Genomic DNA, 14,897 nt, shown 5'->3' on the forward strand with positions numbered 1-14,897 from the left:
ATCCAAAAAATACTTTTTATAAAAATAAGAACATAATATGCTGATAAATTTCATCCAAAATATCTCGCCTTCAATAAATTCTAATAATATTTTTAAATATAAAATTTTATAAAAATGAAATACCAAAAACGAATTATTGTATAATTTTCAAAAGGATCTTATTTGTGGTATAGAATTTTGATACGGCTAAAAAAGCCAAGTAATACATTATGGGCTATGCCTACGATTGGTGCTGCCGTGGCTATAATATTTGCTTTTATGGCTTTTTTGGGTACTTTCTACTTGCCTCCGCAACTTTTACCTGATATAAAGCGAGATCTTTTGCAAAGCCTACTTGATATTATAACCTCAAGTATGCTTGCAGTCATTACTTTTTCACTCTCCATTATGGTTTCGGCATTTGCCAGTGCATCAGCAAATGCTACTCCTAGAGCTACGGAGCTAATTATGGCTGATGATGACACGAGACTAACGATAGCTAGTTTTATCTCTGCTTTTATATACGCAGTTATTGCAAGAGTAGCTTTGGGGTTAGAATATTATGGTCAAAACGGAAGATTTATACTGTTTGTAAGCACAGCTACGGTTCTTGTATATCTCATATACACATTAATAAAATGGGTTCATACACTCTCACATCTTGGTAGACTTGGAAATACTCTTGATAAAATTTATAAAGCAACCTCAAAGGCTATGAATAATTACAGCATAAATCCAAATTTAGGAGCCTGCTGGAGGCCAAACGATAAAAAGCCAGATTTTATACTTAACTCTAAAGATACAGGGTGTTTAACGCATATAAATTTGAGTCACTTATATAATCTATCCAAAAAATTAGAATTTAAAATTTTTATCAATACGAGACCCGGGGATTATATCATCAAAGGAGATGAAGTAGCATTTTTATACTTTGATGAGGTAGTAAATCAAAATACGCAAGAGATAGAAAAAATATGTGCTCAAATTTATGAAACTATCGTTATTGACACCCAAAGAAGTTTTGAACAAGATCCTAGATTTGGATTTATAGTGCTTAGTGAGGTTGCTCAAAAAGCCCTATCTCCAGCGATAAATGATCCAGGAACAGCATTTAGTGTGTTAAATTTAATTGCAAGATTACTACTTGAAGATTATGATTTGCAAGATAAAGACAGGGATTACACCTACGATCGAATCGGTATAAAAGATATTAATGTTAGTGATTTTATAACCCAGAGCGTAGATGCTATAGCACGCGACGGTGCTTTAAACGTGGAAGTTGCTCTGAGGGTTCAAAAAACACTTTTTGCAATATATAAAAATAGCAAAAACAAGATTTTAAAAGAAACATCAAAAACTCAAGCAAAAAACGCCATGGATAGAAGTTTAAGTGTTCTTCTAAGCGATTTTGACAAGACTAGACTAAAGGAAAAATATATAAAATTTTTTGAGTAAAAGATATATCAAGTACTTTTTAAAACATACAAAAAAATGATAAAAGTCGCCTAATTAATCCCCACTACATATAAAAAAGGTAAACAGATCAAAAAGGCAACAAAATATCGCAAATAAAATACTAGATAAAAACAGTGGCAGAGTAGTTATTGTGTCAAGAATTTAAAGGGTCTAAAGCAATTAGTTTTTTATTTTCTTTGATATCTTTAATTATTGTTACTTTTTCTTCACTAATTTCATTTTCTTCAAAAATCTTAACATCCTTGTTAAAAGCCAAAAAAGCCTTTATGGCGTTTAATGTATCATTATTGACATTTTTTAATGTAACGGTCATTTGTTACTCCTTTTATTTTTAATAATATTTATTATAAGAAAAAACATCTGAATAATAATTTAAAAAATCGCTATTATGTAGCAAAACACACAAGACTTTCATTACAAAAGAGGCTAAAATTCTGTCATAGTTTTTAAATAAGAGATATTTCTTTTTAAGCTATAAAATATTTACTGTAAAGAATCTATTATAGCAGTTCTTGAAAGGCTAGAAGCGGAGTAGAGTCTCACTCAATATCGGCTCTTGTATCTAAATACTCCGAAATTAAAGAACAGATAAAATATTATCAAGAGATTGTATCTATTTTGCAAGATGAACTGTCTGTTATAGACAAAGCCATTATAATATTTGATCCAAACTATAATATAAATGAGATAAAAACTAAAAAACATTACCAACAATAGGCGTTTTTCTCGTGGAGAGCTTAGTGAATGTCAAGGGTGGCCGTAAGGCTATCTACGAGCTTTTTGAAAAAAAGCGACGCCCTTGATCGTTTTTTGAGAGAGTGCTACGATGTCCCGGCAGGGAAACGGAGGAAAGTTCGATATTTAGCCAGCGGCGAACCCTTGCTACTTTGGCTGCGTAGCAGGCAATAGTACCAGCGGGGGGCAACGATATCGCCAAAGGCGATGAGTGTAGCGGCGGTCTTTTGGCTGAGAGCGGTAATTTCTCTTGTTCCAAAAAACTCTAGTATATTATAGATATATTAGAGTTTTTACTTGCTTCATAATTCTATATTATACGTTAAGAAGAAGTAAAGTTTTCTATCATTTTTCTATCATTATGAATAAATCATATAGATTGCTAATCGTATTATCAAGAGTTTTAATAATAATCTTATTACAACTGCACGCTCGTTACATCTAGTAGTTTTTGCATAATCAATTATTTCTGATAAAAAGCATACATTATTTTATAAAATTTTTTCATACTTTAAGAAAATTTATTGCAATATCTTAAAAAATTTCAATAGAAAGGAAAATGCTAGGCTAGTGTTCAAAAGCACTAAAAATAGGGTATTATTGGTGTCAAGAGAGAGACTTGAACTCTCGACCTCCGGCTTATGAGACCAGCGCTCTAACCAGCTGAGCTACCTTGACACTTATTTTAGTTAGAAATGCGCATTATATTACACTATTGCTTATATGGATATAAATTCTGCATTTTTTTTGTCACAAACACTGATAATTGATTCACTAAAATATATATCATAAGCTACTACTTATAAATTTTCTGTTATAATTTTTGCTTTTATAGACAGGTGTCCGAGTGGTTGAAGGAGCACGCCTGGAACGCGTGTAAGGTTAATAGCCTTCGTGGGTTCAAATCCCATCCTGTCTGCCACTTTACTAATACAAAACAAATTTATATCGTATTTTCAATTTTTATTTATCTTTATTTAATATTTTATAAGAGTAAATTTAATAAAATTAATAAAAATAAATCCACACAATAATAAAGACCGAAAGTCATTATTGCGTATAGAAAGGTGCAATTATGTTTTTTGGAAACAAAAACACACAAGAAATAGAGGTGTTAAAGGAGCAAATTAAAAAGCTTCAACAAGAAAATCAAAGTCTTACTGAAGAGAACTCAAGATTGCGAGATGAAATTTCAGTAGTAAACAAATCGCCAAGCCAAGAAAATAATGAAGACAATATTATGGCTAGAAGTATTATCGATGGCGCAAAAGTAGGTCTAGCGGCAGTGCAAAAAAATATTCAAGAGATAACAAGGATTAAAGATCTATCTCAAAGTAGTATAAAAAATGCAAGAACAATAGATAGGCTGCAAGCCGAATCAAACGGAATAATTAACTCAATTTCGCATATCACAGAGTCTTCAAATAAATCTCGTGAGACAGCAGAAGGACTGCATAAAAGCGTAGACGAAATAACAAGTGTTATAAATTTGATTAAAGATATATCCGATCAAACTAATCTACTCGCCCTTAATGCTGCTATAGAAGCGGCAAGAGCAGGGGAGCATGGAAGAGGTTTTGCGGTAGTTGCGGACGAAGTAAGAAAACTAGCCGAAAGAACACAAAAAGCAACAGCAGAAGTTGAGATGAACGTAAATTTGTTAAAACAAAATGCGAACGATATGTTTGTTCAAAGTGAAGAAATAGAAAAAATATCTTTAAATTCAAATGAAAGCATATATAGCTTTAAAAGTTTATTTGACGAACTTCATGGCGAACTTATTAAATTTCAAGGCGAAACAGAGCAGCTATACTATGAAATTTTCATAACTCTAGCAAAAACAGACCATATAATTTTTAAATTCAATGGATACGACCACATTCTTAAGGCTGATTGGTCGGCAATGACAGATCATTTTAATTGTAGGCTTGGTAAATGGTGCGATAGTGCCGGTAAAGAAATTTTTGGTCAAACCACATCATTTAAGAAGCTTCAAGAACCTCACGCAAATGTCCATAAACAGATAAACAACTCTTTAGTTGCAATGAGCGAGAATAAGATTACAATCCCTCAAATTATAGAAAATTTCAAAAAAGCCGAAGAGTCTTCTCAAATTCTATTTAATCTATTTGACGAGATGCTTCAAGAAAAACTACAAAAATAAATTAGGCGGCATAATCGCCGCCAATCTATACAAAAACAGCTATTAAAAATACGCCCAACACAAGGCGATATACTACAAAAGGTAACATACTCATCTTTGATATCAAAGCCACAAAAAGTTTCACGCATATATAGGCGCTAACTCCACTGATTACAGTCCCCAATATTAAATCACTCCAAGAGATATGACAAGGAGAGTTTGCAAGCTTTACGGTTTCAAGCAATCCTGCAAGCAAAATAACAGGAATGGACATTAAAAAAGAGAAATTTGCACTAGCGGTTCTATTAAATCCTAAAAGCAAAGCTGCACTCATAGTAATGCCCGAGCGAGAAACGCCAGGGATTAAAGCTATGGCTTGAGCCAAACCTATGATAAATGCAAGCTTGATTGTCATATCATATTCGCTTTTCAATCCGTGATTTTTATCCGCGATAAACAATACTAAAGCAAATAAAATAGTAGTAATAGCGATAATAATGCCACTTCTGGCATACTGTTCGATAATATCATTAAGAGCTAGTCCGCATAGCCCTACCGGCAATGTTGCAAAGCCGACAGACCATACAATAGTGCTGTCGCCAACTTTTTTTCTATGCATCATTGAAGCAAAAAAATCAGCCAAAAGCTTTTTGAGACTATCTTTAAAATAAAATAAGATTGCGGTTAGTGTTCCGACATGAACCGCCACATCAAAGGCTAAGCCTTGATCTTGCCAACCAAGCAACTTTGGTACAAGCACCAAATGTGCCGAGCTTGATATAGGCAAAAATTCGCTTATGCCTTGAACAAGAGCAAGAACAATAACCTGCAAAAAATCCATTATTTAACTAAATCTTTGATAAATTTGACCAGTTTTTCAGGGCTAAATCCAAAATGATCAAATAGATCATCCGCTTTGCCGCTCTCACCAAAACTCTTCATTCCATAAACAATATCTGCAAATTTATACCACTCTAGCGCACTTGCAGCCTCTACGGCTACTATATTTGTGGTTGGATCTAAAATTTTATCTACATAATCTTTTGGCTGTTCGCAAAGCAGATCAAAGCATGGTGCCGAAACTACATTTACGCCTATACCAAGAGCGTTTAGAGTGTCTGCCGTTTTTACGCATAAACTTACTTCGCTTCCGCTTGCCACAAGAGTTATTTTGGCATCTGACGTAGATTTTAAAAGATAAGCTCCTTTTTCTACGCTTCCAAACTCACCACCATTAAGAGGCTCGAGTCCTTGCCGAGATAGCACGAAAGCTGATGGAGCGTTTAAATTTAGAGCTACTTTCCAGCATTCTACGTTCTCGTTTCCGTCTGCTGGACGGAAGGTATAAAAATTTGGCATCGCACGAAGAGTGCTAAGCTGCTCTATAGGCTGATGAGTGGGACCATCTTCTCCTACTCCGATACTGTCGTGAGTAAAAATAAAGAAGTGCTTTACGCCCATTAAAGCAGCAATTCTTGCACTTGGTTTTAAATAATCGCTAAAGATAAAAAATGTCGCCGAAAAAGGCAAAAACAGCCCGTATCTAGCAAATGAATTGTTTATCGCGGCCATCGCATGTTCTCTTATTCCAAAATGTATATTGCGTCCGTTCGGGAAGTCACCCATACCTTTTAACTCGGTTTTGTTTGACGGAGCAAGATCTGCCGAACCGCCCATAAATCCAGGAAGAGCCTTTGCAATCTCATTTATTATCACACCGTTACTATCGCGTGTTGCTACTTTTTTACCTGCAAAATCAGGAAAATTTATCTTTGATATTTCAGGATTAAGAAGCAAATTTAAAAGCTTTTTGCCCTCATTGCTTAAATTTTCAACCTGTTTATTCCATAAAGCCTCAGCCAAATCGCCTTTCTCAATAGCCGCTCTAAAACGCAACAACACATCTTCATCGATAGTAAATTTTAAGTCAGGATCAAACCCCGCAGCCTCTTTAGCGACTCTTATAATCTCTTCTCCAAGCGGAGCACCATGACTATGATGGCTTCCCTCAAGCTCACCGGCACCCTTTGCTATACGTGTATTTGCAATGATTAAATAAGGCTTTTCTCTTTCCTTGGCTTGCTCAAGAGCAAATTCAATCTGATCATAGTCGTGCCCATCTATACGAGCCACATCCCAGCCTTGAGCCTCAAAACGAACCTTTACATCCTCGCTCCAAGCTATGCTTGTATCACCCTCTATTGTGATATTATTTGAGTCGTATATCAAAACCAAATTATTTAAACTCAAATTTCCCGCTATAGCACAGGCCTCATAGCTAATGCCCTCTTGTAAATCGCCGTCTCCGCAAAGACAGTAAATTTTATGATTTATTACCTCATTATTTGGTTCGTTTAGCAAATTTGCAGCGTATTTTGCAGCCATAGCAAATCCTACGGCATTCGCCACACCTTGTCCAAGCGGACCAGTTGCAACCTCCACACCTTTAGTATGAATCTCAGGATGACCGGGAGTAAGCGAGCCAAGTTGGCGGAATTTTTTAAGCTCATCAAGGCTTAAATCATATCCGCTTAAATGTAAAAAGCTATACACCAAACTACTTGCGTGACCACCACTAAATACGAGTCTATCACGATTTAGCCAATTTGGATTTTTTGGATTGTGATTTAAAAATTTCATAAGCACGACCATCACGTCCGCTAGCCCCATTGGTGCACCCGGATGTCCGCTATTTGCTTTTTGCACCATATCGGCGCATAAAAATCTTATAGTATCGGCCTGTTTTTTTAGCATATTTTTCCTTTATCTCAAGTGTCTATCTATTAAATTTACAACTATCTCTTTAATTCCAAGATGAGTGCTTTTTAGCTCGTTTTCTATTTTTTCTATAAGTTCGTCTTTTGCCTCTTTAGCACCTTTAACGCCAAGCAGATTAGTAAACGAGTTTTTCACACCGTCATTATTTGTAGGTTTGCCGACCTCAGTGGCACTCTTTGTCGCGTCTATAATATCATCGGCTATTTGAAAAGCAAGTCCCAAATCAAGCCCGATCTTATAGATTTTTTCGCTATATTCATAGCTCATATCGGCTATTACGCATCCGGCTTTTAAACTTGCGGCAATTAGCTTAGCGGTTTTGTGCAAATGCAAAAACGTAAGCTCTTGCAATCCAAGCCTCTGGTTTTCAAAGTGGCAATCCAATGCCTGACCCAAAACCATTCCGCTAACGCCGGCATTCTGACTTAGAATTTCAACGCATTTTATACGAATTTCAGGACTTAAATTAGCTTTTGAAATTTGATAAAACGCATGAGTATTCAAAGCATCTCCAACCAAAACAGCGGTAACCTCATCAAATTTTACATGAAGTGTAAGCTTGCCTCTGCGAAGCTCTGAATTATCCATTACCGGTAAATCATCGTGAATAAGAGAGTAAGTGTGCATCATCTCAAACCCAAGCGCCACATCAAACGCATCCTTTAAAACTTCTGGCTTAAGCGCTTTCACAACGCCCAATAAAAGCATCGCACGAAAGTGTTTGCCTCCGGCAAGCAGCATATACTTTAAAGCCTCATCAAAATATGGATGAAAGCTTGGAGCACTTGGCAAATTTTCCGCTAAGAAACTCTTAAAATCATTTAATAAATTTTCATTCATTTAGCGCACTTTATAAAAGAAGTCAAAACCTTCACGTCGAAAAAGCAGTATATATTCGCCTTTGTCTTTTGATGTAAATTTCAAAACATCCTTATAGTTTTTAACTTCATTTTGATTAATTTGTATAAGCTTATCGCCAGGCTTTATCCCAAACCCGGTAGCCTGCGAGTCTTCATCAACCTTTTTAACTACAAGTTTATCATCAAGAGTTATTCCTTGCGTCTTAAAAAAATCTCTGGCGGTATTAACTACTTTAGACTCTTTTTTTATCTCTGTTTTATCAACATTAAAATTTGTCTTTTGAGTATTTTGAGCGTTTGACTCGCTAGAAACTGGTATATCAAACCTCTCGATTACTTCATTTCTGATGATTTCAAAATTTAAAATTTCGCCCTTTTTGGAGAATAAAATTCTCTCATTTAGCTCTCTTAGAGTGGTAAATTTTTGGCCATTTATACTTACTATTTCATCGCCCATCATCAATACAGCGCCTCTACCTAATCTCTCTACGCTTTTTACGTAAATTTTATCCTTAATAGCCTCAAAGCTAGCTCCAACATCTCCATAATACAGATCAGGATAGGCGATAAAATGCTTTAGATATCTACTTGGCACAAATTTATTACCGCCCACTGCGATACCGCGCATATTGCAACAAACACTAAGAAGCGCTCCTGTGCCATTTACATCAAAAGTAAGAGTATCGAGCTCTCCTAGTCTTTCTCCAAGAGATTTGACATGTCCATAAACAGTCGCATTAAGATCGCTAGTAACGCTTACCCAATCGCTCTTTTTAGTATTGTTATCATCGCTCATTCTAATTGGCTCAAGCTTGATATCCGATGCAAGTAGATAAAGTCCCAAAAATGGATCGAATTTGATATAGTTTTTGATAGGCATTTGACTATTTTTAGGAACGGCTATTAAATTCGGGCTAAGCGCAATGCCATTATTTCCGCTTACATTCACAATACTTGGTAAGGTTTTTTCAAAGCAAGCGTTAAAATCATCTTGTGTAGGTCTAGGAGCAGCAAAAACAATCGCACAAAGTGTTAAAATAAGAAAAATTTTTCTCATCTATACACCTCCGACAAATCCACCTAACATCTTAGAAGCCATATGCTTTTTGCTCTCTTCAACCATTGCCATTACGTCATTTACGGCACTAATTAGTAAAATTTGCAAACTCTCTTTGTCCTCAAGCAGACTATCGTCTATAGTGATATCCAGAAGCTCTCCCTTGCCATTAGCTCTTACGCTAACAAGCCCTCCGCCACTCTTTACACTAAATTCGCGGTTCGCAGTTTCATTTTCAAGCTCACGAGCTTTCTTTTGAACCTCTTCAAGCATCTCACCCATTTTAGAAAAATCAAGTCCTTCAAACATAAAAAATCCTTTTGGTTTTGGCTGATTATATCAAATTTGAGCTTATATAAATTTGTTTTATTTTTTGATCTGTTTGCAGAGTATCTAAACTTTAGGATATTGTTTGGTTTTTCTCATTTACATGCACGATTTTAGGCTCAAATTTTTTAGCTTTTTTAAATTTCATTGTTGCGTAAGCTACTATGATAACCTTGTCACCTATACAAACTTTGCGTGCAGCGGCTCCATTAAGGCAAATATCGCCTTCTTTTTCGCTTTTTATTACATAAGTAGAAAATCTCTCGCCGTTATTTATATTTAGAATTTCAACCTTTTGATTTTCTATTAAATTTGCCGCTTCCATCAATTTTTCATCAATTCCTATCGAGCCTACATAGTTTAGATTGGCATCACTTACCGTTGCCCTATGAATTTTACTAGCCAAAATCTCTATTCTCATTTTATACCTTTTGTATTTTAAATTTATTTGTCATAGATAAAATTAGCGAGATAAAGTCTGTAAAACAACATCTTTATCGCTAAACGGATATTTTATCCCTTTGATCTCCTGATAGCTCTCATCGCCTTTACCTAAAATCACTAAAATTTGCCCGCCTTTTAAGCTTTCAAGTCCGATTTTAATAGCCTTTTTTCTATCGGGTTCGCAAATCACACTATCATTCATCTTCATGCCCGCACAAATTTGCTTTATTATCTCTATAGGCTCTTCGCTTCTTGGATTATCGCTAGTCACTATCGCAAGCTTTGCAAATCTTTGCACCATTGCACCCATTTTAGGACGCTTTGTATTATCTCTATCTCCTCCCGCTCCAAAGATCGCCACAATCTCATAGTGACAAAGTGCATTCAAGACTTTTTCAATTCCATCTGGAGTATGCGCAAAATCAACAATAACAAGAGGATTGTCACTAACAACCTCCATACGACCCTCAACACCGCCAAAATTACTAACTGCACGCGATATCTCATTACAACTCTTATCCGTTAAGCTCATTACGCAACCAATCGCCGCAATTAGATTGTAAAGATTAAATTCACCCTGCAAATTTGAGCTGATCTCAAGCTCGCCCTTTGGAGTCTTAATAATAGCATTAATGCCATTTTTTAATCCATAAGCGATAGGAGTGAAATTTTCATGCTTTTTAAGTGAATAAGTAAGCGCATTTTTAGCGTTAAATTTTAAATTTCCATCATCGATATTTATAAGTTTTAAAGTGTCATCATCAAAAAAACTGCTTTTAACACGCGCGTATTCTTCGAAAGTGTGGTGGTAGTCGAGGTGATCTTGTGTCAAATTTGTAAAAATTTTCATCGCAAAATCAAGACTTTCTATACGGTTTTGGTCTATGGCGTGAGAACTAACCTCCATAACGAAAAATTCGCACTTCTCTTCGCTTGCAACTTTTAAATAATTAATAGTACGCAAAATTTCACTTGTAGTAAGCGCCTTTTCATCAATCCTTTTATCATTAACAAATGCGCCTCTCGTGCCGCAAAGCCCGCATTTATAGCCAAGATCAAGCAATATTGAGTAAATCGCTGCGGCAGTTGTAGTTTTACCGTTTGTTCCCGTTACGCCTATGATTTTTATATTTTTATCAATCCCCAAAATCTCTTTGCATTCGCTTAAACTTATGACTTTAGCGCCATTAGCAATAGCTGAGTCTATAAATTTTGAATTTGTATGAGTGCGAACAAAAAAGCATCCTTTTTCGCATTCTTTTGAATTATCCGTTACAAATGAGTCTTTAATGTAAATCTTCACTTTTGCGCCTTTTGTTTATTTCGCCGATTAGCGCATTTAGTCTCTCGTCGCCGGCAAAAATAGAGGCAGCGCTTTCTATGTAGTTTAATCCCATCTCGATAAAATCGTTTTTAATCAAATTTTCTAAAAATTGCAAAAAGTCATCTCGGCTACTTATCATAACTCTGGTAGAAAACATAATATCTTCAAATACACTCTTAAAGCTACCCTCTTTGGCAACCGCCTGCATAAAATCATGATAGCTGATCGCATTTTGACTTTCAAGCTCATCTTTCTCTTCAAATTTAGACTCTAGAGTGGCTAAAATTTCATCCAAATCCTCACCACTCATTCCCACATTCTCTTTGACCTTAAAAATTTCAAAGAGCATCATAGCCTCATCATATCTATTTTTAGCAAGCGAGCAAAGCATAATAAAAAACAGTAGTCTCTTGTCCTCTTTTTTATTATAAGCCAGCGAAAAATAGTTCATCGCCTCATCAAATCGCCCTTTATAAAAGGCCTTGACACCAAGTTTTTTATAATCTATCAATCTAAATTAACCTCTTCGCCAATAGGAATATTTATCACTTCAAGTTCAGGGTGAATATCTATCCTAAGTTGTCTTTCTATGCCGTATTTTAAAGTAGTTCCGCTTGCTGCACAGCCGTGACAATGACCTGTAAGTCGAACATAAATTTTGCCATTTTTAATGCCTAAAAGCTCGAGTCCTCCACCATCTCGCTCAAGCATAGGCATAACTTTTTGTAAACTTGTAGAAACAGGTTTTAAAAGCTCTTCATCACTAAACGGTATCATATCTCACCTTTTATTTTTTGGATTATTATACAATATTTGACAAAATTAAATTTTAAATGAAGAAAAATAATTTGCGATATTTAGGCAAATCTGAGTCTATTCTTAAAGAATATAAAAGTAAAAATTTTAAATCAACCAGACAAAAGAGTGTATTAGAGAGCTTTTGCTCTCTAATGTTATTCGCTAATTAGCTCTATATAAGCCATTTCAGCCGCGTCACCGCGTCTAACGCGAGTTTTAACTATTCTGGTATATCCGCCGTTGCGCCCTGCGAATTTAGGAGCTATTTGGGTTACTAACTTATTTGTAGTCTCTTTGTCTTGCAAATTTGCAAAAACTGCCCTATGTGCATTACTGTCACCTTTTCTAGCTCTTGTAATAAGCTTTTCTATATAGCTTCTAAGCTCTTTTGCTTTTGGTAGCGTAGTCTCGATCTTTTCACTTTTTATTATTGCAATTGCCATATTTTTAAGCAATGCAGAACGATGAGATGCCGTTCTACCTAATTTTCTATAACCATGTTTATGTCTCATTTATTGTCCTTTTATTCTTTTGGGCTGGTTTGTGTTTTCAACTCGGCTATCTTCTTTTTGAGCTGATCTTTGCTACTGCCTAAAGTATTACTTCCAATAGGATATCCAATCTCTTCCATTACGGCCTTTATCTCTTCAAGAGATTTTTTGCCTAGATTTTTAAGATCTCTAAGCTCATTTTCATCCATTAAAGCAAGCTCGCCGATAAATCTAACATCTGCTCTATCAAGGCAATTGAAGCTTCTAGCACTTAAATTTAAATCTTCAACACTTTGAAGAAGTTTGGCATGCTCTCCTGAAGCCATAGCACCGCTAGTCTGTGCAGAGATATCAATATCTAAAACACCTTTAAATACAGACATCTGGTGATACATAGCCTCAATGGCATGCTTAAACGCTTCGATTGCACCAACCTGACCATCGGTAGTCACTGTAAAAACTATCTTTTCGTAGTCAGGATTATCCTCAACCAAAACATTCTCAAGCTCATATACAGCCTTTTTGACAGGTGTAAAGAAAGCGTCAAGGGCTATATAATCATCTTCCATCTCCTCGCGAATCTCTTCACTAGGAACATATCCTATACCTTTTTGTATAATGATCGAAAATTTAAGTTCAGCATCCTCATTTATAGTAGCCAAATAAGCGTCAGTATTTACGATCTCAACCAAATCACTGCCAAGATCTCTGCCGCTTATCTCTTTTGGTCCTTTAAAAGAGTACTCTACAATCTCTTTTTCAGAGTCGTTTTTAAGCTTGAATCGCAAATTCTTCAAATTTATAATAAATTGAGCAACATCTTCAAGCATACCGCGCATAGAGTCAAACTCATGCGCAACGCCTTCTATTTTAACACCAGTAGGAGCAAATCCTACAGTGCTACTGTAAAGAAGGCGGCGAAGAGGGTGAGCTAGGGTCACCGCATAACCTGTCTCAAAGGGATAGGCTGTTATTCTAGCAACATTCTCGCTTATACTCTCTACTGAAATCTCAGTCGGCATATAGGCTGATGTAGTAATTTTTTTCATTATTACACCCCTTATTATTTCGAATAAAGCTCTACTATGAATCTTTCCTCAACAGGAATGATAACCTCTTCTCTTTCTGGCGTTCTTGTAAAAATTCCAAATTTCTTATCTTTTTCAACATCAACCCAAGAAACGATTCCCGTTTGAGCCGTTAGGTCAATAGCGCGAATGATTTGAGGGTTGTTTTTTGATCTCTCTACTATCTCGATTTTAGCACCGGCATCAACTCTGTATGATGGGATATCAACTTTTTTGCCGTTTACTAAAATATGTCCGTGAGTTACAAGCTGGCGAGCAAATCTGCGAGTTGTCGCAAAGCCCATTCTATAAACTACGTTATCAAGTCTTTGCTCTAAAAGCTGAACTAAAAGCGCACCTGTGTTGCCCTCTCTTCTAGCTGCTTCTTGGAATAGTTTTCTAAATTGTTTTTCAGAAATTCCATACATAAATTTAGCTTTTTGTTTCTCTCTTAGTTGCAAGCCGTATTCGCTAATCTTTGCTCTTCTTTGTCCGTGTTGTCCCGGTGCATAAGGGCGCTTATCAAGTGCTGACTTACCGGCCAATCTTCTCTCGCCTTTAAGTGCCAAACTTACGCCAAGACGTCTTTCTAATTTTTCAACAGGTCCTCTATATCTTGCCATAATAATTCTCCTAAATTTCTAATTACACGCGGCGGCGTTTTGGTGGTCTGCAACCATTGTGAGCAAGCGGAGTTATATCTTTAAGGAATACAACTTTAACGCCTTCGATCGCACCTACGCTTTTTACAGCAGTCTCTCTACCACTTCCCGGACCTTGAACCTTTATGCCCACCTCTTTGATTCCATGTTCTTTTGCTTTATTCATAGCGTCTTCAACCGCTTGTTGAGCTGCATATGGAGTTGATTTCTTGCTACCTTTAAAGCCAAGTGCGCCTGCGCTACTCCAAGCTATAGCATTTCCCATTTCATCAGTAACTGTAACCATAGTGTTATTAAAAGTTGCACTTATATAAACAACACCCTTGGCAATACTTTTTCTTACTACTTTCTTTTTAACTACTTTTCTTTTTGCCATCATCTATCCTTATTTTGTTGCAGCGCCAACAGTTTTACGCTTACCTTTTCTGGTTCTAGCGTTTGTTTTAGTCTTTTGACCACGAACAGGAAGACCCTTTCTGTGGCGAAGACCTCTGTAGCTACCAAGATCCATAAGTGCTTTTATATCCATAGCAACGCTCTTTCTAAGATCACCCTCAACCATATGGTTCTCTTGGATCTCTTTACGAATCGCTGCCGCCTCATCTTCGCTTAACTCATGAACTCTTTTATCATAAGAAATTCCTGTAGCAGTAAGAATTTGTCTTGATTTGTGAAGGCCAATACCATAAATGTAAGTTAGACCATACTCAATTCTCTTTTTCTTCGGTAAATCTACACCTGCGATACGAGCCATTC

The 14,897-nt window shown here is 36.1% G+C and carries 17 protein-coding genes, 2 tRNA genes and 1 pseudogene; 4 read left to right on the forward strand and 16 right to left on the reverse strand.

The window, feature by feature from the left end; translation table 11 throughout:
- The first annotated feature begins 162 nt into the window (after positions 1–162).
- Complete coding sequence (locus CDOM16190_RS06620) at positions 163–1,434, forward strand: DUF2254 domain-containing protein (RefSeq protein ID WP_170019482.1); 1,272 nt, start codon at positions 163–165, stop codon at positions 1,432–1,434.
- A gap of 154 nt (positions 1,435–1,588) precedes the next feature.
- Here the strand turns inward: CDOM16190_RS06620 and CDOM16190_RS06625 are convergent, their stop codons facing one another.
- On the reverse strand, positions 1,589–1,768 hold the full coding sequence (locus CDOM16190_RS06625) for a hypothetical protein (protein ID WP_170019484.1): 180 nt from the start codon (positions 1,766–1,768) through the stop codon (positions 1,589–1,591).
- A 1,023-nt stretch (positions 1,769–2,791) separates the two neighbouring features.
- A tRNA-Met gene (locus tag CDOM16190_RS06630) sits at positions 2,792–2,868 on the reverse strand.
- A 155-nt stretch (positions 2,869–3,023) separates the two neighbouring features.
- Here CDOM16190_RS06630 and CDOM16190_RS06635 point away from each other — a divergent pair.
- From CDOM16190_RS06635 to CDOM16190_RS10960, 3 genes and pseudogenes are all read left to right on the forward strand, one after another.
- A tRNA-Ser gene (locus CDOM16190_RS06635) sits at positions 3,024–3,112 on the forward strand.
- A gap of 546 nt (positions 3,113–3,658) precedes the next feature.
- Positions 3,659–3,832 (forward strand): annotated as a pseudogene (locus tag CDOM16190_RS10955) (methyl-accepting chemotaxis protein); the annotation flags it as partial.
- Positions 3,833–3,835: 3 nt separating this feature from the next.
- Positions 3,836–4,354 carry a CZB domain-containing protein gene (locus tag CDOM16190_RS10960; protein WP_502707517.1) on the forward strand — a complete coding sequence of 173 codons (519 nt, stop codon included), beginning with the start codon at positions 3,836–3,838 and terminating at the stop codon, positions 4,352–4,354.
- A gap of 25 nt (positions 4,355–4,379) precedes the next feature.
- Here the strand turns inward: CDOM16190_RS10960 and CDOM16190_RS06645 are convergent, their stop codons facing one another.
- From CDOM16190_RS06645 to rpsM, 14 genes are all read right to left on the reverse strand, one after another.
- Positions 4,380–5,174 carry an undecaprenyl-diphosphate phosphatase gene (locus tag CDOM16190_RS06645; protein WP_170019488.1) on the reverse strand — a complete coding sequence of 265 codons (795 nt, stop codon included), beginning with the start codon at positions 5,172–5,174 and terminating at the stop codon, positions 4,380–4,382.
- Complete coding sequence (gene tkt, locus CDOM16190_RS06650; protein ID WP_170019490.1) at positions 5,174–7,087, reverse strand: transketolase; 1,914 nt, start codon at positions 7,085–7,087, stop codon at positions 5,174–5,176. Before tkt ends, CDOM16190_RS06645 begins: the two co-directional genes overlap by 1 nt.
- A gap of 9 nt (positions 7,088–7,096) precedes the next feature.
- Positions 7,097–7,951 (reverse strand): polyprenyl synthetase family protein, encoded by an 855-nt coding sequence (locus CDOM16190_RS06655; RefSeq protein ID WP_170019492.1) that lies wholly within the window; start codon positions 7,949–7,951, stop codon positions 7,097–7,099.
- Positions 7,952–9,028 (reverse strand): DUF7488 domain-containing protein, encoded by a 1,077-nt coding sequence (locus CDOM16190_RS06660; protein ID WP_170019494.1) that lies wholly within the window; start codon positions 9,026–9,028, stop codon positions 7,952–7,954.
- Positions 9,029–9,337: a YbaB/EbfC family nucleoid-associated protein gene (locus tag CDOM16190_RS06665; protein ID WP_169975284.1), complete on the reverse strand. Its 309-nt coding sequence runs from the start codon at positions 9,335–9,337 to the stop codon at positions 9,029–9,031.
- 91 nt (positions 9,338–9,428) lie between these two features.
- Positions 9,429–9,776 (reverse strand): aspartate 1-decarboxylase, encoded by a 348-nt coding sequence (gene panD, locus CDOM16190_RS06670; protein ID WP_169975282.1) that lies wholly within the window; start codon positions 9,774–9,776, stop codon positions 9,429–9,431.
- A 42-nt stretch (positions 9,777–9,818) separates the two neighbouring features.
- A complete protein-coding gene (locus CDOM16190_RS06675; protein WP_170019496.1) occupies positions 9,819–11,102 on the reverse strand; it encodes a UDP-N-acetylmuramoyl-L-alanyl-D-glutamate--2,6-diaminopimelate ligase in 1,284 nt (427 codons plus the stop codon).
- Positions 11,086–11,634 carry a histidine kinase gene (locus tag CDOM16190_RS06680; RefSeq protein WP_170019498.1) on the reverse strand — a complete coding sequence of 183 codons (549 nt, stop codon included), beginning with the start codon at positions 11,632–11,634 and terminating at the stop codon, positions 11,086–11,088. The genes CDOM16190_RS06675 and CDOM16190_RS06680 overlap by 17 nt, the downstream gene beginning before the upstream one ends.
- Positions 11,631–11,900 carry a NifU family protein gene (locus CDOM16190_RS06685; RefSeq protein ID WP_170019499.1) on the reverse strand — a complete coding sequence of 90 codons (270 nt, stop codon included), beginning with the start codon at positions 11,898–11,900 and terminating at the stop codon, positions 11,631–11,633. Before CDOM16190_RS06685 ends, CDOM16190_RS06680 begins: the two co-directional genes overlap by 4 nt.
- A gap of 176 nt (positions 11,901–12,076) precedes the next feature.
- Positions 12,077–12,433: a 50S ribosomal protein L17 gene (rplQ, locus tag CDOM16190_RS06690; RefSeq protein ID WP_170019501.1), complete on the reverse strand. Its 357-nt coding sequence runs from the start codon at positions 12,431–12,433 to the stop codon at positions 12,077–12,079.
- 11 nt (positions 12,434–12,444) lie between these two features.
- Entirely contained in the window at positions 12,445–13,461 is a 1,017-nt protein-coding gene (locus CDOM16190_RS06695; RefSeq protein ID WP_170019503.1) for a DNA-directed RNA polymerase subunit alpha, read from the reverse strand.
- Positions 13,462–13,475: 14 nt separating this feature from the next.
- Positions 13,476–14,102 (reverse strand): 30S ribosomal protein S4, encoded by a 627-nt coding sequence (gene rpsD / locus CDOM16190_RS06700; RefSeq protein WP_170019505.1) that lies wholly within the window; start codon positions 14,100–14,102, stop codon positions 13,476–13,478.
- Between the two features lie 22 nt (positions 14,103–14,124).
- The gene (gene rpsK, locus CDOM16190_RS06705; protein WP_170019507.1) at positions 14,125–14,517 is read right to left on the reverse strand and encodes a 30S ribosomal protein S11; all 393 of its coding nucleotides are present in this window, start codon (positions 14,515–14,517) and stop codon (positions 14,125–14,127) included.
- A 9-nt stretch (positions 14,518–14,526) separates the two neighbouring features.
- Entirely contained in the window at positions 14,527–14,895 is a 369-nt protein-coding gene (gene rpsM, locus CDOM16190_RS06710; protein WP_170019509.1) for a 30S ribosomal protein S13, read from the reverse strand.
- Positions 14,896–14,897 lie beyond the last annotated feature (2 nt).

The organism is Campylobacter sp. RM16190 (assembly GCF_012978835.1).
Taxonomy (GTDB): domain Bacteria; phylum Campylobacterota; class Campylobacteria; order Campylobacterales; family Campylobacteraceae; genus Campylobacter_A.